The 18,176-nt window shown below is 59.0% G+C and carries 14 protein-coding genes; 12 read left to right on the forward strand and 2 right to left on the reverse strand.

All coding sequences use genetic code 11. The features are described from left to right. The first annotated feature begins 273 nt into the window (after positions 1-273). Both CVU60_09595 and CVU60_09600 read left to right on the forward strand, forming a co-directional pair. Complete coding sequence (locus tag CVU60_09595) at positions 274-2,466, forward strand: hypothetical protein (GenBank protein PKN41637.1); 2,193 nt, start codon at positions 274-276, stop codon at positions 2,464-2,466. Further along, on the forward strand, positions 2,463-3,881 hold the full coding sequence (locus tag CVU60_09600) for a two-component system response regulator (protein PKN41638.1): 1,419 nt from the start codon (positions 2,463-2,465) through the stop codon (positions 3,879-3,881). The genes CVU60_09595 and CVU60_09600 overlap by 4 nt, the downstream gene beginning before the upstream one ends. 411 nt (positions 3,882-4,292) lie before the next feature. Here CVU60_09600 and CVU60_09605 read toward each other — a convergent pair whose 3' ends face one another. Beyond that, positions 4,293-5,213, reverse strand: coding sequence for an AraC family transcriptional regulator (locus CVU60_09605; GenBank protein PKN41639.1), 921 nt, complete (start codon positions 5,211-5,213; stop codon positions 4,293-4,295). Between the two features lie 272 nt (positions 5,214-5,485). On the opposite strand from CVU60_09605, the gene CVU60_09610 reads away from it, so the two are divergent. From CVU60_09610 to CVU60_09630, 5 genes are all read left to right on the forward strand, one after another. Continuing rightward, a complete protein-coding gene (locus tag CVU60_09610; GenBank protein ID PKN41640.1) occupies positions 5,486-6,673 on the forward strand; it encodes an alcohol dehydrogenase in 1,188 nt (395 codons plus the stop codon). 24 nt (positions 6,674-6,697) lie between these two features. Then, entirely contained in the window at positions 6,698-7,108 is a 411-nt protein-coding gene (locus tag CVU60_09615) for a cupin domain-containing protein (protein PKN41641.1), read from the forward strand. A gap of 368 nt (positions 7,109-7,476) precedes the next feature. Further along, positions 7,477-8,577 (forward strand): aldo/keto reductase, encoded by a 1,101-nt coding sequence (locus CVU60_09620; protein PKN41804.1) that lies wholly within the window; start codon positions 7,477-7,479, stop codon positions 8,575-8,577. Positions 8,578-8,732: 155 nt separating this feature from the next. Continuing rightward, positions 8,733-9,365: a flavodoxin family protein gene (locus CVU60_09625; protein ID PKN41642.1), complete on the forward strand. Its 633-nt coding sequence runs from the start codon at positions 8,733-8,735 to the stop codon at positions 9,363-9,365. A gap of 118 nt (positions 9,366-9,483) precedes the next feature. Continuing rightward, positions 9,484-10,413 (forward strand): alpha/beta hydrolase, encoded by a 930-nt coding sequence (locus CVU60_09630; GenBank protein PKN41805.1) that lies wholly within the window; start codon positions 9,484-9,486, stop codon positions 10,411-10,413. Between the two features lie 139 nt (positions 10,414-10,552). On the opposite strand, the gene CVU60_09635 is transcribed toward CVU60_09630, so the two are convergent. After that, positions 10,553-11,482, reverse strand: a complete 930-nt coding sequence (locus CVU60_09635) for an AraC family transcriptional regulator (GenBank protein PKN41643.1) — start codon at positions 11,480-11,482, stop codon at positions 10,553-10,555. A gap of 215 nt (positions 11,483-11,697) precedes the next feature. Between CVU60_09635 and CVU60_09640 the strand changes: the two genes are divergently transcribed. The 5 genes from CVU60_09640 (at position 11,698) to CVU60_09660 (ending at position 18,160) form a co-directional block, all read left to right on the forward strand. After that, complete coding sequence (locus CVU60_09640; protein ID PKN41644.1) at positions 11,698-12,549, forward strand: 2,5-diketo-D-gluconic acid reductase; 852 nt, start codon at positions 11,698-11,700, stop codon at positions 12,547-12,549. A gap of 48 nt (positions 12,550-12,597) precedes the next feature. Beyond that, positions 12,598-14,190, forward strand: coding sequence for a hypothetical protein (locus CVU60_09645; protein PKN41645.1), 1,593 nt, complete (start codon positions 12,598-12,600; stop codon positions 14,188-14,190). A gap of 95 nt (positions 14,191-14,285) precedes the next feature. Then, positions 14,286-15,341: an alpha/beta hydrolase gene (locus tag CVU60_09650; GenBank protein ID PKN41646.1), complete on the forward strand. Its 1,056-nt coding sequence runs from the start codon at positions 14,286-14,288 to the stop codon at positions 15,339-15,341. 35 nt (positions 15,342-15,376) lie between these two features. Beyond that, on the forward strand, positions 15,377-16,441 hold the full coding sequence (locus tag CVU60_09655) for an alpha/beta hydrolase (protein ID PKN41806.1): 1,065 nt from the start codon (positions 15,377-15,379) through the stop codon (positions 16,439-16,441). Positions 16,442-16,744: 303 nt separating this feature from the next. Continuing rightward, positions 16,745-18,160: an MFS transporter gene (locus tag CVU60_09660; protein PKN41807.1), complete on the forward strand. Its 1,416-nt coding sequence runs from the start codon at positions 16,745-16,747 to the stop codon at positions 18,158-18,160. The last annotated feature ends 16 nt before the right edge of the window (positions 18,161-18,176 follow it).

An 18,176-nucleotide genomic window follows, 5' to 3' on the forward strand; every position in this document is an offset into this window, starting at 1 on the left:
AATTCAGGCGAGACTGGGCTGAAAATTGATGCAAAAAAATCAAACTCTGCCTGTAGTCATTGGAAAATCAGATATGAATCTGGATCAGCTCAGAGAGAATCATCTGCATTAGATCAAAGACTTGCATAAATCCGGATAAATTGAGAGGGATTGCAGGTTTCGGATTGTTCGGAGTTCGCTCACAAGAGCACGGAGACGTCACGGAGGGTCAGGCGCAAGCGCCTGCCATGCGGCGATGGCGCTCCCCAAGTGCCCTCTGAGGGACGGGGAGTTATGGGCGCTGCCGGACAGTTTCTGCAACGGCAATCCACGTGCACTACCACGCAACCGGAGAGGGCCATGCGCCAGATCACGAATTCGGCAGATGCTATTCAGGAACTGGACTCCCTGCGCCAGACGGTCATGGCGCAGCAGAACAAGATCGACGACCTCTCCAATGAACTGATAAAATTCAAGGCGATGTTCGAAGGCTCCTCGGATGCCATTTTCCTGATGAACAGCACCCGGATCAGCGACTGCAACGCCCAGGCATGCCGGATCTGGCGCAGCAGCAGGGAAGATATCATCGGAAAATGTCCTTATGATTTCGCCCCTGACACGCAGCCAAATGGAGGAAATTCCCGAAAGCTGGCCGAAACCAGAATCCGGGCGGCGCTGAAGGGCATGCCTCAGCGCTTCTACTGGCGGGACCGGCGCAGCGACGGGACGCAGTTCGACACCGAGGTTCACTTGCGGGCCATCAACATCTGCGGCGAAGAGTTCATTGTGGGGACGGTGCGCGACATTACCGCCATCCGACGCGACGAGGCCAAACGGGAGGCCCTGTACAAGCGCATCGCCATGATCATCGAGAAACGGAGCATGGAACTCGAGGCTGCCGAAAACCCCGATGCCGCCGAGACACGCTACCGACAGCACGTGAGAAAAGACCTCGCTCTGCTGGACCGGGAACTCAGGCACACCTTCGAGTCCGACAGTGACGGGTTGATCATAACCGATTCCCGACGCAACATTCTCAAAATCAACGCGAGTTTTTCGCGGATGACCGGCTACGTCCGCAAGCAGGCAGAGGGCGGCAGATGTTATCAGGTCTTCACCTGCAAGGGCTGTTCGGGGGGCGCGTGCATCGTGGCCCGCATGCTCCTCGGGCAGGACCGGGCCACGTTCGACACCGAATGCTACAACGCCCAGGGCGAGAAGGTGGCCTGTCAGATGGGGGCGACAGCCCTCCAGGACTCCCGCGGGAGACATATCGGCATGGTGGTCAGTTATCGCAACATCACCGAGTACAAGGAGTGGGTCGAGGCCCTGCGTCATTCCGAGGAATTGCACAGGATTACCTTGGCCAGTATCTCCGACGCCGTATTCATTACCGATGATGATGGTTTCTTCTACTATGTCAGCCCCAACGTGGAGAACATTCTGGGCTGCAGCGACGACGAGGCGCTCTGGAGGGGGAATATCGCAAACCTGCTGGGAGATAACCTTTATTCCCGCGAGGAACTGGATCGGCGGGGGGAACTGAGCAATATCGAGATCAAGGTGCCTGACGTGCTCGGCCGCGAGCGCATTCTCATCGTCAACGTGAAGAAGGTGGCCATCCAGACCGGTACCGTCCTGGTGACCTGTCGAGACATCACGGAAAAGCGGCTCATGGAGCGAGAAGGCCAGCGTAAGCAGGAACAACTGGAGCAGGCGGACAAAATGGTCTCCCTGGGCATCCTTGTTTCGGGCATTGCCCACGAGATCAACAACCCCAACAACTACATCCTCCTCAATTCACAGCTGCTCAACCGGATTTGGGTCGACATCGTCCCCATTCTGGACGCCTACCACAAGGAGACCGGGGATTTTCTGTTGAACCGCATCAAGTGGAGCATGGCACGCGAAAGGATGCCCCAGCTGCTGGCCAACATGGAGGAAGGGGCCAAGCGCATCAAGAATATCGTTACGGAGCTCAAGAATTATTCACGGCATGAGCCTACGGACCTTGAGCAGGTCGTGTTCGTCAATGCCGTGGTCAAACACTCGCTTGCCCTCTTGAACAACCAGATCAAAGGCGCCACGGACCATTTCGACGTCGGCTACTGCCATGACAGGCCCAAGGTGCGAGGCAATCGTCAGAAGATAGGGCAGGTGATCATCAATCTCGTCATAAACGCCTGCGAAGCCCTCCCCGACCATAACTCCACCATCGATGTGAAAACGATGGCCGATGTCGATGCCGGCCGTGTCCTCATCGTGGTGCGCGACACGGGCTTCGGGATCCAGCCGGAGGACATGCCCCATATTACCGATCCGTTTTTCACCACGAAGCGCAGCGTGGGCGGCACCGGACTGGGGCTGTCGGTAAGCGCCAAGATCGTGCAGGAGCACGGAGGAACCCTCGATTTCTCGACCAAGCCCGGACGCGGAACAACGGCCATATTGTCACTGCCCATGATTCGCGAGGAGGTTCGCCCATGACCCCGGCCGCACCCAAGAATGCCCGTATCCTGATGATCGACGACGAAGCCGCGACCCTGGACAGCTTCGAACTTACCCTGACCGCCGCGGGATTTGATTCCGTCGTGCGCTGCATGGACAGCCGCCGCGCGCTGGAGCAGCTCCGTGCGCTGGCCGCGGATGTGGTGCTCCTCGACCTCAGCATGCCGCACGTGTCAGGCGAAGAACTGCTGGAAGTCATCAGGAACGACCATCCGGATACCGAGGTTATCATCATAACCGGGATCGACACCACGGATTCGGCCGTGCGCTGCATGCGCATGGGCGCCTACGACTATCTGGTCAAGCCGGTCGACGAGAACCGGCTCACGGCCACCGTTGGCCGGGCCATGGAAACGATACTGTTGAGACAGGAGAACATCTGCCTCAAGGAACGGTTCCTCGAGGGCCGAATCCTCAACCCGCAGGCCTTTGAATCCATTGTGACCGCCAGCGACAGGATGCGCCATATCTTCCAGTATGTGGAAGCCATTGGGACTTCGCGCCAGTCCGTGCTGGTCACGGGTGAGACAGGTGTGGGCAAGGAGCTGCTGGCCCGCGCCATTCATGCCACAAGCCGCCCCGGCGGGCCTTTCGTGGCCGTGAATGTGGCGGGGCTGGACGATATTGTCTTCAGCGACACCCTTTTTGGCCACAGCAAGGGCGCTTTCACCGGTGCCCACACCGCTCGGCTCGGCCTGGTGGAGAAGGCCGCCGGGGGGAGCCTTTTTCTGGACGAGATCGGGGATCTGAGCCACACCTCGCAAGTCAAACTCCTGCGTCTCATCCAGGAGCGGGAATACATGCCCCTCGGTTCGGATTCGGCCCGCCCCGCCGAAATCAGGGTCCTGGCTGCAACCCATTGCGACATCGAGAAGGCCGTCGCCGAGGGGCGGTTTCGCAAGGATCTGTATTTCCGTCTCAACACCCACCGCATCCATATCCCCCCCTTGCGCGATCGTCAGGACGACATCGCCCCGCTGCTGACCCACTTTATGCACAAGGCGGCAAAAGAACTGGGCCGCGAGGCGCCCTGCTTGCCGAAGGAACTCCCGAAACGGCTCTCCGTCTACAACTTCCCGGGCAATGTCCGCGAGCTTGAGGGGCTGGTCTTCGACGCCCTGAGCAGGAGCGGCAGGCAGACCCTCGATATCCAGCCCTTTCGCGACAGGCTGGGCATGGCCAGGCTCATCCCGGAGGAACCGGACATGGGCACGTCAAACGGAGGATCCATCGTCTTCCCGGAGAAACTGCCGACGCTTGCCGAATCGAACGAACTCCTCATCGCCGAAGCCATGCGGCGGGCCGAAGGCAAACAGATCCTGGCCTGCCGCATGCTCGGACTTTCCCAGCCGGCTTTGAGCAAGCGATTGAAGCGCAGCAAGCTCAAGTTTTGACCTCGGTCTTTTTGATGGAAGCCCCTGAGAAGTGGCACCCATGGGCGATGACTAAGCTAAGCTGCGTTGATTGCTTAGGCAGTTACGGCAGTCCTTGGGCATTTATCTGCTCAGCACTTTTCAGACCAGTCGAGATTGGGTCGATTTTTCTCAGAGCAGATGGTGGGTATCCTGCGCAAGATGATCGCGGCCAGGTGGCGCAGGTGTCCTCTCGGGAAACTTCAGGCCAAATCATGGCAACAGTCCATTTCTCCATCCGCTCTGCCGGTAGACTCATCAAAATGTAAACAAGCGCTGCCCGAAAGACCATTTTGTAGATCCTGAAGGCTGCGGGCAAGCCTGTCGATAAAGTGGATTCACAAGGTGTTGCCATCATCCATGCGAGAGTGGCTACAAATTGAGTCCTGATCTTTAAGATGTTTGCTGTATTTTTTTGATATCACGCAAGGGTGGTGCTCCAAACAGACGACTGTACTCGCGGCTGAACTGAGACGGGCTTTCATAGCCGACCTGGAATGCCGCGCCAGTAGCGTCCTGATGTTCCGTCAGCATGAGCCGGCGGGCCTCGTGCAGGCGTATCCATTTCTGGTACTGGAGCGGGCTCATGGCCGTCATGGTCCGGAAATGGTGGTGGAACGTGGATGTGCTCATGCCGGCGGATGAGGCAAGTTCATCGACTTTGAGGGGCTTGCTGAAATTGTCTCTCAGCCAATCCAGCGTCTTGGCGATCTGGTGGCTGTGGCTGCCGGCAGTAGCAATCTGCCGCAAGCGCGGTCCCTGATCGCTCATCAGCATGCGGTACAGTATTTCACGCTGTACGAGCGGCGCAAGGACGGGGATGTCGCTCGGCCCGTCGAGCAGGTCGATGAGGCGTTCGAAGGCATTGAGCAACGGCACGCTCAGCTTGCCGACGGCCATGCCCCGCCCTGCCTGTTGCACGCGGGAGATGGGCAGGCTGCTGTCGACCATGAGTTGCGCAAGCTCGCGCAGATCCAGCTTGAGGATGAGGCCCAGATATGGCTTGTCCGGACTTGCCTCGGTGATCTGCGCTACCACCGGAAGTCCCACCGAAGTGATGAGGAAGTGGTGATCGTCATAGACGTACTCCTCCTCGCCGAGGAAGACGCGCTTGGCACCCTGGGCGACGAGGCAGATGCTCGGCTCATGCATGTAGCTCGTCGGTTCGCTGGGTGCTGTGAAACGGCGCAGGCCCAGGCCGGGGATGGCTGTCTCCACCGCGTTTTCCTTTTGTGTCCACCTCGCGATTTTCTCGCCCAGCGCCCCGCGCGCATCAAACAGGTCGTCATTCCAAGCCAGATTTGAAGTAGCCATTGTCTTTCCCCCCTTTTCTTGAGCGCCTAGCAGAACCATCGGTCCAAGAACAATACATTGGTTTGATCTTTCGGATGATCAGGCAAGAATTCGAGAGGATCGTTCTACCCGCTTCCGGTTTTTTCACCGTAGGAATTCATTCAAGAATGGGCAAGCGGCCTGGAACAGGCTTTTTTGCGAAAGCTGCCACCCCTGGCGCCACGGCCTGTCAGCCAAGAATGCTCAAGTAATTGGATCACAGACGCTCCGTAATTTGGAGCAAGGAGAATCACATGGATTTTACATTTTTCAATCCCACGAAAATCATTTTCGGCGCCGGCTCTCTCGAAAAACTCGGCGCAACCGTAAGCAGCCTGGGTAAACACGCCCTGCTCGTGACCGGCGGCGGCAGCGTGAAGAGGAGCGGGATATTTGACCGCGCCGTGGCCAGCTTGAATGCCGCCGGCGTTGCCGTGACAGAGTGCGCGGGCATCGAGCCCAACCCACGCATCACCTCCGTCATGCGCGGCGCCCAGATTGCGAGGCGGGAGGGTTGCGATGTGGTCGTAGCCCTGGGCGGCGGCAGCACCATGGATGCCTCCAAGGTCATCGCCGCAGCGGTTCTGTATGAAGGAGATCCCTGGAACCTGATCGCGCATGGTCAGAAGGACTGGCATATCCCGACCGAGGCGCTGCCGGTCGTCACCGTCCCCACGCTGGCCGCCACGGGTTCGGAAATGAACAGCGGGGCCGTCATCAGCAATGACGACACCAAAGTGAAATCCTTTGTGCAGACGGATTGCCTCTTTCCGAAGGTGGCAGTGGTCGATCCCGAATTGACCCTGACCGTGCCCAAGGATCAAACCGCGTACGGCGTGTGCGACATCATCACCCATGTCATGGAGGGCTATTTCAACGGCGTGGACGGCACGCCCATTCAGGATCGCTTCGCCGAAGGCGTTATCATCAATGCGGTGGAATGGGGCCGTAAGGCTGTGGCCGATGGTTCGAACCTCGAAGCACGCGAGCAGGTGCAGTGGGCTTCCATAGTGGCGCTCAACGGCTGGATTCAGGCCGGGGTGGATATGGTGCCGCCCATGCACATGATCGAGCACGCTCTGTCCGCTCACCACAACATCACCCATGGCGCCGGCCTGGCCATTGTCGGCCCGGCCTGGATGCGGTTCGCCGCCAAAGCCCGGCCCGCGCGTTTTGCCCAGTTTGCCGAGCGTGTTTTCGGCATCTCGCCTGAAGGAAAGGGCGTTCAGATTGTGTCAAGGGAAGGTATCGACGCCTACGTGGCCTTCCTGCGGGAAATCGGTTGTCCCACGCGCTTGTCGGATGTCGGCATCGGCGATGAACTGGTCGAGCAGTATGCGACGGACGCCGCGCTCGTGGTGCATGATGAGCAAGGCAGACTGCTCGGTCGTCCGCCCATGACCAAGGCAGATATTGTGGCGGTGCTGCGAGACGCGCTGTAAAAAAATGTATTCAGGAGCTGAGATATGGAAATCAAACGGAATGGATCCCAAGCTTCCATCACCGGCCCGGCGGACTGGTTTGCGGGCAGGGTGCGCATTGCCCCCCTGCTGTTCGAAGCCCAGGCTCCGGCCCGTGTGACCAGCGGGGCCGTGACCTTCGAGCCGGGCGCGCGAACGGCGTGGCACACGCATCCCCTGGGACAGATGCTCATCGTCACGGCCGGATGCGGCCGCGTGCAACTGGACGGTGCCCCGGTGCAGGAAATTCGCCCCGGCGACACGGTCTGGATCGCGCCGGACGAGCGCCACTGGCATGGCGCGGCTCCCCGCACTGCCATGACGCACATTGCCATTCAGGAGATGCTGGATGGATCAAGCGTGACATGGTCCGATCATGTCACGGACGAGGAGTACGGCGCGACCCCCTGCGGGTAGGTCGGATGCATCCGGAAATGTTCCGGAGACACTATATCGTAGCATGCGAAATATGCGGCGGTCCGGTTTGCGTGTCGCCGCATGTTTTTCTGAAATGCGTAACAATCGGACGCGGCCTGGCGGCCGGGTCAGCCTTTGCGCCTTGAGTCGCAGCGGTTGCTCACGTTTCGGAGAATCGGGCAAAAATATACGAGGATTGGTCTACTCTTTCGCGCCATGACTGGTAATCGGAAGAACGCTCATTCGCAGAATACGCTCAGAGAGTGGGCAAACAATGCTTTCAAGGAGAAATAAATATGAACACCACACGACAGAACAAAAACGACAGTCCGGCCCTGCCAGGTCGCCGCCATGTATTGAAGACCGGGATGGCGCTGGCCGCGGCGTCCGTGTTTCCCCTCGCGGTCGCTCAGGCCAATACCGACAAAGCTCTGGTCGGCAGCAACGCATACACGCTTGAAGATCGCCGCAGGCTGGGCTCCCTTGAAGTCTCCAGCATCGGCCTCGGCGTGCAGAACATGAGTCGCACCTACCAGACGACCATCCCTACCCGATCCGAAATGCACAACATCATCCGCACAGCTTATGACCGAGGCGTCACCTTTTTCGATGCGGCAGAGGCCTATGGGCCGCATGAGGTGGAGCGGATTCTCGGCGAAGGGGTCCAGCCGTTTCGGGATCAGGTCGTGATCGCATCCAAATTCGGCTGGAACATAGACCTTGAAACGGGCGAACGGCTGCCCGGCCTGAACAGCCGCCCCGAGCATATCAAACTGGCGGTGGAGGGCATGCTCAAGCGTCTGCGCACCGATCGCATTGATCTTTTGTACCAGCACCGCGTTGACCCGCAGGTACCCATCGAAGATGTCGCCGGCGCGGTCAGGGAACTGATCGCGCAGGGCAAGGTGCTGCACTGGGGTCTGTCCGAAATGGGCACGAACACTTTGCGCCGCGCCCATGCCGAACTTCCCGTGACAGCGGTCCAGAACGAATATTCCATGCTGTGGCGCGGCCCGGAAGAAAAAGTCATCCCACTCTGTCAGGAGCTCGGGATAGGCTTTGTGCCGTGGAGCCCCCTTGGCGTGGGTTTCCTGACCGGGGCCATCGACGCCAGGACGCGCTTTGCCGACGGTGATTTCCGTAAGACCGAATCCCGTTTCGCACCCGAGAATCTGCCTCACAATCTGGCTCTCGTGGACCTGCTCAAAAGCTGGGCCAAGCGCAAAGAGACCTCGCCCGGCCAGATCTCGCTGGCCTGGCTGCTGGCGCAGAAGCCGTGGATCGTCCCCATTCCCGGCACGACGCAGATGGTGCATATGCTCGAAAACATCGGCGCTGCCGCTGTCCGCTTCACTTCAGCCGAATTGGACGAGCTGAACAAGGCTGTCGCGGCCACTGAGATTCAGGGTGCGCGCCTGCCGGATTTTGTCCAGGTGTTCTCGGATGTGGAAGCGCCATTTAAAAAATAATCGTTCTCGAACAAAAAATTCGCGATAGGGCCTCTGCGCTGAGCTTGACGCTTGATGCGAAGTGTGGCCGTACGGATTTCGAATGACCAACACTGGCCCATCGCAAAATCCGCGAGTGTCTCCGAATTGGAAAAATGTTATTAAAGGAGTTTTTCATGCACGTGATTCTTGTCAACGGCAGCCCACATCCACACGGCTGCACTTACACAGCCCTGGAAGCGGTGGCTTCGACACTGCGGGAGGGAGGGATCGAAACCATTTTTTTCCAGGTCGGCACTAAGCCCTTGGCGGGGTGCATCGACTGCCGCTCCTGCGCTAAGACCGGGCGCTGCGTTTTTGACGACAAGGTTAACGAGTTCGTGGAGTTGGCCGAACAGGCCGACGGCTTCGTGTTCGGTTCGCCCGTGCATTATGCCGCCGCCAGCGGGGCCATGACCAGCTTCATGGACCGGACGTTCTTTTCATCCATGCTGTCTGGGCGCTCGGTCTTCCGCCTCAAGCCCGGTGCGGCCGTTGTGTCCGCCAGGCGCTCCGGCACAACGGCTGCCCTCGATCAACTCAACAAATACATGACCTGGGGCGAGATGCCGGTCGTTTCGTCGCGGTACTGGAACATGGTCCACGGCAATACGCCGGACGAGGTGCGCCAGGATCTGGAAGGTTTGCAGGTCATGCGCGCTCTGGGCCGCAACATGGCTTGGCTGCTGCAATGCAAGGAAGCGGGTTTGAAGGCGGGGATTGCCTTGCCCGATCCGGAAAAGCGGGTCGCGACCAATTTCATTCGGTAAATGCATGTGCCAGCCTATCGGAGTCCGCACCCATGTCCTGATCTCACGGTCGACCATTTGTTGGATATTCGCGGTGAGCGCACTGCTTGCAATGTTCTTTTTGGAAAATGGTGTCACCATGGCTGCCGAACCCGATGTCAATCGGCTTGAATTCCAACATTTGACGCTACGGGACCGTGTCCGCGACATTGCGCGACATCCGGCCTTTCGCGGATTTGGCCCTCTGCTGCTGCCGTGGGACGACAATTCGGCATACCTGGATACGCCGCTGGCTAACGTCGGTTTGCTCATGCCGTACCATGGGCATGTGCGACCGGATGTGGTTGTTCGTGCTCTGAATCGTATGATTGATGATGTCGCCGCAGGTCTGCCCGTATTTCATGACTTTTATGACGAGCAGCAGAAGCAGGAGGACCCTGGCAAACGGCTGACCGGTCTGTTTTTCTTGCGGGGCAAGCAGGGTGCGCCTTTTGCCGTGGTCTGTCCGGGCGGCGGATTTTCTTATGTCGGCTCCCTGCATGAGGGTTTTCCCCTCGCCGTGGAACTGAGCGCCAGAGGATACAACGCCTTTGTCCTCAGATACCGGGTGGGGAGCGAACTGCTGGCCACGGAAGATCTGGCGGCCGCGCTTGCGTATGTCACGGACCATGCCGGCCCGCTTGGCGTCGGGGTCGGCGGATATTCGCTGTGGGGCGGATCGGCCGGAGCGCGGATGGTCGGCAATATCGCCCAGCATGGAGCTGCCAGGTTCGGAGGCGTCGGAGTCCCTGCCCCTGGAACCGTTGTCATCGCCTACACAGGACAGTCCGGCATTTCATCCACCTATCCCCCGACGTTCATGACCGTCAGCAGTGACGATCGGATCGTCAGCGAATCGGTCATGGACCGTCGCGCCGAGGGACTCCGAAGGGCCGGGGTTCCGGTCGAGTACAGAAAATACACCACTGCAGGTCACGGATTCGGCACTGGTATCGGTACGGATGCCGAGGGCTGGATAGGGCATGCGATCCGGTTCTGGGAGAAGCACATCTCCATCGGCGCTCCCTGACCCGTTTCTTGTTGCAAACTCCGTACGACAAAGGCCTGACTACCCGAAAGAATAGTCAGGCCTTTGTCATTGGAAGCTTGAAGAACGACAAACAATCCGGAGTCGCGTTGGCATAATCCACCGAGGATTGCGCGTGCGTTCAGGCCTGTCCCATTTGCTGCAAGCTCTTGATGTCGCGCAGGGGCGGGGTTCCGAACTGGCGCTTATACTCGCGACTGAACTGCGACAGGCTTTCATAGCCAACAGACAGCGCCGCACGCGTCACATCCTGCTTTTCGGCCAGCATGAGCCGCCGCGCTTCGTGCAGCCGGAGCCACTTCTGGAACTGGAGCGGGCTCATCGTCGTCAGGGTCCGGAAATGATGATGAAAGGTCGACACGCTCATGCCCGACTGTCGGGCCAATTTTTCCACCTTGAGTTGTTGCGAGTAATTGCCCCGGAGCCAGCCGATGGCCTCGGCGATCTGATGGCCGTGGCTGCCTTCCGTGGCGATCTGGCGCAGGCGTGCGCCCTGGTCGCCGGTCAGCAGGTAATAGAGGATTTCCTTCTGGATCAGCGGCAGCAGAATGGGGATGCCTGCCGGCTGGTCGAGCAGGCTGATCATCCGCTGGAAGGCGTTCAGGAGCGTCGTGCTGACCGGGCTGATGGCCATGCCCCGATCAACTGGCGGCGCCTGCGGAACAGGCAGGGCGCTGTCGGCCATGAGTTGGGCGGCCACGGACAGGTCCAGCCTGTAAACCAGTCCAAGCAGGGGTGCTTCGGGGCTGGCCTCGATGACATTGCCCATCACGGGCACGCCCACGGACGTGATCAGGTAGTGATTGGCGTCGTACTGATAGGCTTCCTCTCCCAGACAGATGCGCTTGGTGCCCTGGGCAACCAGGCAGATGCTTGGTTCGTGCAGATAGCTCATGGGTTCCGTGGGCGCTTCGTACCTGCGCAACAGCAAACCCGGTATGCTGGTCTCCAGCCGGTCCTGCTTTTTCGTCCAGCGGGCGATCAGCGCAGCCAGCGCCGCGCGCGCCGCGTCCAGTTCCATCTCTGATGCCATCTGATTGTGTTCGTTCATACGCGACTCCTTGTTGCAGTCCATGTATCAGGGTCGCTCGACAAAACAACATGGTCGCCAAGCTTTTCGGAGGATCGTGCAAAAAATTGCGAGGATCTGTCTATCCGAAACGTACCCAGAGAGTAGACCGGACATGAAGGCTTGGTCTGTCGCTGCGGTGTCGGCGGCAGGACTGAGCCGGAAAAACACCATGCAGCATTTCGCAGGAGAACCATATGGATACCATTATTCTGAACAACGGCGTGGAGATGCCCATCCTGGGCTTTGGCGTCTTCCAGATCGCCGATCCGGCCCAATGCGAACAATGCGTCGCCCAGGCACTCGAAACAGGCTACCGCCTCATCGACACGGCCGCGTCCTATCAGAACGAGGAGTCCGTGGGCCGGGCGCTCAGTCAGAGCGGCATTCCACGTCAAGATCTCTTCATCACCACCAAGCTCTGGCTGGAAGACGCCGGATACGAAAAGACCCAAAAAGCCTTCGACAAATCCTTGGCCAAGCTGCGGCTCGATTATCTGGATCTGTACCTGATCCATCAGCCCTATGGCGACGTGTACGGCGCGTGGCGGGCCATGGAGGAACTGTACAGGGATGGGCGGGTCCGAGCCATCGGCGTCAGCAATTTTTATCCGGACCGCGTCCTTGATCTGATCCTGCACAACGAGATTGCGCCCGCCATCAACCAGATCGAGACGCACCCGTTCTGCCAGCAGGTTGCGACGCAGCGGTTCCTGAAGGACAACAACGTCCAGATCGAGTCCTGGGGGCCGTTTGCGGAAGGTCGGAACAATCTCTTCGGCAATGAGGTTCTGCAAAACATTGCTGCGAAGCACGGCAGGACCGTGGCCCAGGTCGTGCTGCGCTGGCTCACCCAGCGCGGAATCATCGCCATTCCCAAATCCGTCCGGCCCGATCGCATGGCCGAAAACTTCGCGATATTCGATTTTTCGCTGACCCTGGAGGATATGGCGGAAATCGGCAAGCTGGACATGGGCGTCAGCAGTTTCTTCGACCATCGCGATCCCGAAATCGTCAGGTGGCTGGGAACGAGAAAGCTTGAGCTCTGATCCACGTGTCGAGTTCGGTGATCTTGACCGCCAATAAGGAGAATATTCATGCACTCTATGCTGACGAAATGTGCGTCCCTTGCCTCGCTGCTGGTTTTGGTTGTTTTCGCATCCGCTGCGTTCGCCGCCGAATCAGACGGCCAAATCACTATCACGCGAAGGGGCTCTCAAGCCACTAAACCCGTAACCGGCCAGCACCATGCCGGTGCGGTACGCATTGAGCAAAGCTTCACGGCAAGCCCACTGGCGCGTCTGGTCGGCGAGCAGTTCACCTTTGAGCCGGGGGCGCGGTCGGCCTGGCACTCAAGCCCCATGGGGCAGATCCTGCTCATCACTTCCGGAAAAATGATCGTTCAGGAAGAAAACGGCCCCCTCGAAGAGGCGTTTTCGGGCGACGTGGTGATTTTTCCGCCCAAAGTGAAGGGCTGGTTCGGGGCATCTCCCGATACAGCCGCGTCCGTCTTGGTGATGGCCGAAGCCGTGGACGGCGGCACCGCGACCTGGTTTGAACACGTGAGTGACAGTCAGTACCAGAGCGGTTCTTCAGACAAAAAATCCATGAATCTGACGATCTCGCGCGCCGGCTCCTTGCCTTCCGGCAAGGCCGATCCGGCTCATTTTACCGGGATCGCCCGGACGGATTATCTGTTTTCTCCCAAAGACGGTTCACAAGCCTATGGCGCGGTGGTCACATTTGAGCCGTGCTCGCGGACCGACTGGCACAGCCACCCCATGGGCCAGACTCTGATTGTCACTGCCGGCCGTGGCTATGTGCAGCGCCTGGGCGGGCCGCTGCATGAACTCAGGCAGGGCGATATCGCCTGGACACCGGCCGATGTCGTGCATTGGCATGGCGCGGCCCCGGATACCGCCATGGCGCATATCGCGCTCTCCGAGCGGGTTGAAGGCAAGTCCGTGGCATGGGGCGCGAAAGTAACCGACGAGGAGTATGGGGCGGTCAACCCGAATGAAGTGCCGCATAAATTGCAGAAAATCGCGCTAATCGCGGCGTTTACGGCCAGTGGCGACATGGACCGTCTGAAGACGGTGCTGGTCGAAGGGCTGGAGGCGGGCCTCACCGTGAATCAGGTCAAGGAAGTCCTGATCCATACCTATGCTTATGCGGGCTTTCCCCGCGCCCTGAACGGGATCAACGCCTTCATCGGCGTCATGGAAGAACGTGAAAAACAGGGCATCAAGGATGTGCACGGCCCGGAAGCAAGCAAGATTGCCACGGACAAGAGCAGGTATGAATACGGCCACGATGTCCTGGCGAAGCTGCGCAACCCATCGTTCGTGCCCGGCCCGGCAGGCTCCCTGAAAAGACCGGCATCGCGGCCCGGATACGAGACGTTTACCCCGACCATCGAAGTCTTTCTGAAAGAGCATCTTTTCGCGGATATCTTCATGCGCGACGTGCTTGATTACCAATGCCGCGAAATAGCGACCGTCGGAGTATTGAGCAATTTGCCGGGCACGAACGCCCAGCTCCGCTCCCACATCGGCCTCGCCTTGGTGCAAGGCTTTACCGAGCAGCAAATGAAACATCTTTTTGCTGTCCTGGGAACGTATCTTGGCAAGGAACGGGAAGATAACGCCCTGTCGGTTCTTCAGCAGGTGACGGAGGAGCGGAAGAAGTAGCGCAAAATGAAGCCTGCAAAAAGTCATGTAAGAGTATCAAGCTCGAAGCCGAAGTTATAGTAATCAATAAAGTTATTAAAATAAGGAGAATAAGTATGTTTATATTTAAAGTCATGATGGGGTTGGTGGTGGCCATTGTTGTTTCCGCAGGAGGAGTAATGGCGGCCGACTATAAAAAGAACCCTTTCACTTTGGTCTATGACGGCGCGGTTACGGAAAATGTGAAAGGCGCTGTGAACATGAATCAGGTCACGTATAAACTGAATGGTATCGATATTTCGGCCAACGTGTATACGCCTGCGAGCTATGACCCGAGTAAGACATATCCTGCCGTGGTCGTGGCTCATCCCAATGGCGGCGTGAAAGAGCAGGTCGCCGGCCTGTATGCCCAGCGTCTGGCGGAAAAAGGCTACATCGCCATTGCCGCCGATGCCGCGTATCAAGGCGCGAGCGGCGGCACGCCGCGCAGTGTGGACAAGCCGGCCAATCGTATCGAGGACATTCATGGCATGGCGGATTTCATCAGTCGCTACGCCGGAGTCGATGCCGATCGTTTGGGCCTGCTGGGCATCTGCGGCGGTGGCGGCTATTCCTTGAAAGCGGCCCAAACCGACAAACGTTTCAAAGCAGTCGCCACTTTGAGCATGTTCAATTCCGGTCTGGTGAGACGCAACGGCTACATGGACTCGCAAGTGCCCACCATTCAGGAACGTTTACAGCAGGCCTCGGACGCCCGTGCACAAGAAGCGGCCGGCGGCGAGATCATCTATGCGGCTGATGCCAAACTGACCGATGAGCAAATCGCCAAGTTGCCGTTCGATCTGTACCGCCAGGGCTTCGAATACTACGGCAAGACCCACGCCCACCCGAATTCGACGTTCAGGTACACGATGAGCAGCCTGCTGGCGCTGATGAATTTTGACGCCGCCAGCAACATGGACCTCATCAACCAGCCTTTTCTGATGATCGCAGGCAGCAAGGCCGACTCGCTGTACATGACCCAGGATGCCTTTCAAAAGGCCGTCAATGCGAAGAATAAAGAATTGTTTCTGATCGACGGCGCGACTCACATCGAAACCTATTGGAAGCCCCAGTATGTGGACCAGGCCATGGGCAAATTGGCCCAGTTCTTCGGTGATACGCTCAAGTAAGGAGGCAAACGATGAGTATGAAATTGAAAAAATTGATGCTTGCGCTCACGCTGACTTTCGTCGGCGCGAGCCTCGTGGCCTGCGCAACCGCCGAACGCGGCGTCAAGCCCACGCCAATGGCCATCCAGGAGCAGGGGAGTTTTGCGGTAGGCGGGAGCGTCGTCACCGTACCCGGCGCATACGCTCTCAATTCCCGCGCCCCTGAAGGCCAGACCTATCACGGCGATCATGCCTACGTGTTCTATCAGGTGCCAAAGAACGCCCGCAAACTGCCCCTCGTGCTCTGGCACGGCTTCGGGCAGTTCTCCAAGACCTGGGAAAGCACGCCGGACGGACGTGAAGGCTATCAGAACCTGTTCCTGCGCCGGGATTACAGCGTGTACGTCATCGACCAGCCTCGACGCGGTAACGCCGGGCGCGGCACGGTGGGGGCGACCATCACTCCGACCCCGGACGAGCAGTTCTGGTTCAACATGTTCCGGGTCGGCGCATGGCCGGATTTCTATCCCGGCGTGCAGTTCTCCAAGGAACCCGAGGCCCTGAACCAGTATTTCAGACAGATGACGCCCGACAACGGACCCATCGACATCGGCGTCAATTCGGCCGCCGTTGTCGCCTTGTTCGACAAGGTCGGCCCCGGCGTCCTCGTCACCCATTCGCACAGCGGCGGCATGGGCTGGGACGCGGTCATGAAGAGCGACAAGATCAGGGGCGTGGCCTCGTATGAACCGGGCAGCAACTTCGTGTTCCCCGAAGGCGAGGCGCCCGCGCCGGTCACGAGCAAGTTCGGTGACCTGAAGGCCGTGAGCGTGCCCCTGGCGGATTTCATGAAGCTGACCCGTATTCCGATCATCATCTACTACGGGGACAATATCCCGAGCGAGCCTTCAGAAGATCTCGGCCGGGACCAGTGGCGGATTCGCCTGGAAATGGCGCGAAAATGGGCCGACGCCGTCAACCGTCATGGCGGCGACGTCACAGTGGTGCACCTCCCCGAGGTCGGCGTCCATGGCAACACGCACTTCCCGTTTTCCGATCTGAACAACGTGGCGGTCGCAGACCTGCTGTCAGCCTGGCTGAAGGAAAAACGACTCGACTAAGTTCCAAATATCGAATGGACGATGGCCCAGATGCCTCGTCACATGATGAAGGCTTGAGATTCCCCGTCTCAAGCCTTTTTTTACCCTGGACCCTCTTCCGGGCTGAATCGACGCTCCTTTTGCACCCTTTGAAATACGGCGATAGTCTTCATTTTCGGACCTTCAGGCAAGAATTCGCGAGGATTGGTCTACCGCTTTGGAATCCGGAATGCGTACAGATGTTCAAAACGAAAGGCGGGCGGCCCCGTCCGCTTGAATCTCCATCACCACGGCATCTTCTCTGGAGAAGGGATCATGAACACTATGTCCGCAACAGCAAAACCATCGAACAAGGCGTATGTCCTGCTGGTCATCGTCTGCAGCTATCTACTGATCGTCCTCGATATATCCATCGTCATCGCCGCGCTGCCCAGGATGCAGCTTGACCTCGGTTTCACGGCCACTGGCCTGTCCTGGGTACAGAATGCCTATATTCTGGCCTTTGGGGGCCTGATGCTTCTCGGAGCTCGCGCCGGAGACATGCTTGGTCGGCGGCGCATGTTCATCATTGGGCTGATTCTTTTCACGCTGGCGTCTCTGGCTATAGGCCTCGCGCACTCGGCAGAGATGTTGATCGTGTTTCGCGCCATTCAGGGCGTCGGGGCCGCGATTCTGGCGCCCTCCACCTTGGCGTTGCTGACAACCAATTTCGCGGCAGGTTCTGAGCGGACCCGCGCCGTGGCCATGTACGGAGCCGTGGCCGGCATGGGATCCAGCGTCGGCTTGGTCATGGGCGGTGTCCTCACGGACTGGCTGTCCTGGCGAGTCGGTTTTCTGATCAACGTGCCTCTGGGCATCGCCCTGATGATCGGGGCCTGGCGGTGGATCCCCGAGTCCGAACGCAGGTCCGGCAGCTTCGACATCATCGGCGCCCTGACTTCGACCCTGGGCATGACCGCCCTGGTGTTCGGCATCGTACGTTCGGCCCGTGTCGGCTGGGCCGATTCCCTGACCCTGGCGATGGTCATGGGCGGCGTGGCGTTCTTGATCGCACTCGTGATCAACGAGACCAAAGTGGCGCAGCCGATTATGCCCCTGCGCCTGTTCGCACATCATGAGCGCTTGGGCGCGTATCTGGGCCGGTTCCTGTTTCTCGGCGCCATGGTCGGATTCTGGTTCTTCACCGCCCAGTTCCTGCAGCGCGTGCTTGGCTTCAGCGCGTCCGAAGCCGGACTTGCCTTTCTGCCGGTGACCGTCCCTAATTTCATCAGCGCCCTGTCCGTTCCCCGCATGACCCGCCGATTCGGCAATGCCGGGCTCATGATCGGCGGGCTGCTTGTTTCGCTGCTGGGCATGTTCTGGCTGAGCCGGGTCGGGGTAGGGGGCTCTTACCTGACGGGTGTGGCCCTGCCCATGGTCCTGATCGGCATAGGTCAGGGATGCACGCTCAGCCCGCTGACCGTTTCCGGTGTGGCCGACGTGTCCGGAGAGGATGCCGGAGCGGCTTCGGGGCTGGTCAATGTCGCCCATCAGCTGGGAGGCTCCATGGGTCTGGCCGTGCAGGTCGTGCTTTTCGCGGCTGCCGGGGGTGCGGCAGGATCGCCCCAAGCCCTGGTTCACGGTATTTCTGCTGCGTTGACTGGCAGTTCGGCCATGCTCGCCCTGGCCCTGGCCCTGGTCTGGCTTCTCGTCATTCGTCCACGTTTCACGCCGGTCAATGTCCCGATCTGCAATCAATAACCGTAAGGAGATTATG

Source organism: Deltaproteobacteria bacterium HGW-Deltaproteobacteria-18 (assembly GCA_002841885.1).
Lineage (GTDB): Bacteria > Desulfobacterota > Desulfovibrionia > Desulfovibrionales > Desulfomicrobiaceae > Desulfomicrobium.

Bases quoted from the DNA above. Each gene is read 5' to 3' on its own strand.
- CVU60_09595 (PKN41637.1), top strand. From the start codon at position 274: ATGGGCGCTGCCGGACAGTTTCTGCAACGGCAATCCACGTGCACTACC.
- CVU60_09600 (PKN41638.1), top strand. From the start codon at position 2,463: ATGACCCCGGCCGCACCCAAGAATGCCCGTATCCTGATGATCGACGAC.
- CVU60_09605 (PKN41639.1), bottom strand. From the start codon at position 5,213: ATGGCTACTTCAAATCTGGCTTGGAATGACGACCTGTTTGATGCGCGC.
- CVU60_09610 (PKN41640.1), top strand. From the start codon at position 5,486: ATGGATTTTACATTTTTCAATCCCACGAAAATCATTTTCGGCGCCGGC.
- CVU60_09615 (PKN41641.1), top strand. From the start codon at position 6,698: ATGGAAATCAAACGGAATGGATCCCAAGCTTCCATCACCGGCCCGGCG.
- CVU60_09620 (PKN41804.1), top strand. From the start codon at position 7,477: ATGGCGCTGGCCGCGGCGTCCGTGTTTCCCCTCGCGGTCGCTCAGGCC.
- CVU60_09625 (PKN41642.1), top strand. From the start codon at position 8,733: ATGCACGTGATTCTTGTCAACGGCAGCCCACATCCACACGGCTGCACT.
- CVU60_09630 (PKN41805.1), top strand. From the start codon at position 9,484: ATGGCTGCCGAACCCGATGTCAATCGGCTTGAATTCCAACATTTGACG.
- CVU60_09635 (PKN41643.1), bottom strand. From the start codon at position 11,482: ATGAACGAACACAATCAGATGGCATCAGAGATGGAACTGGACGCGGCG.
- CVU60_09640 (PKN41644.1), top strand. From the start codon at position 11,698: ATGGATACCATTATTCTGAACAACGGCGTGGAGATGCCCATCCTGGGC.
- CVU60_09645 (PKN41645.1), top strand. From the start codon at position 12,598: ATGCACTCTATGCTGACGAAATGTGCGTCCCTTGCCTCGCTGCTGGTT.
- CVU60_09650 (PKN41646.1), top strand. From the start codon at position 14,286: ATGTTTATATTTAAAGTCATGATGGGGTTGGTGGTGGCCATTGTTGTT.
- CVU60_09655 (PKN41806.1), top strand. From the start codon at position 15,377: ATGCTTGCGCTCACGCTGACTTTCGTCGGCGCGAGCCTCGTGGCCTGC.
- CVU60_09660 (PKN41807.1), top strand. From the start codon at position 16,745: ATGTCCGCAACAGCAAAACCATCGAACAAGGCGTATGTCCTGCTGGTC.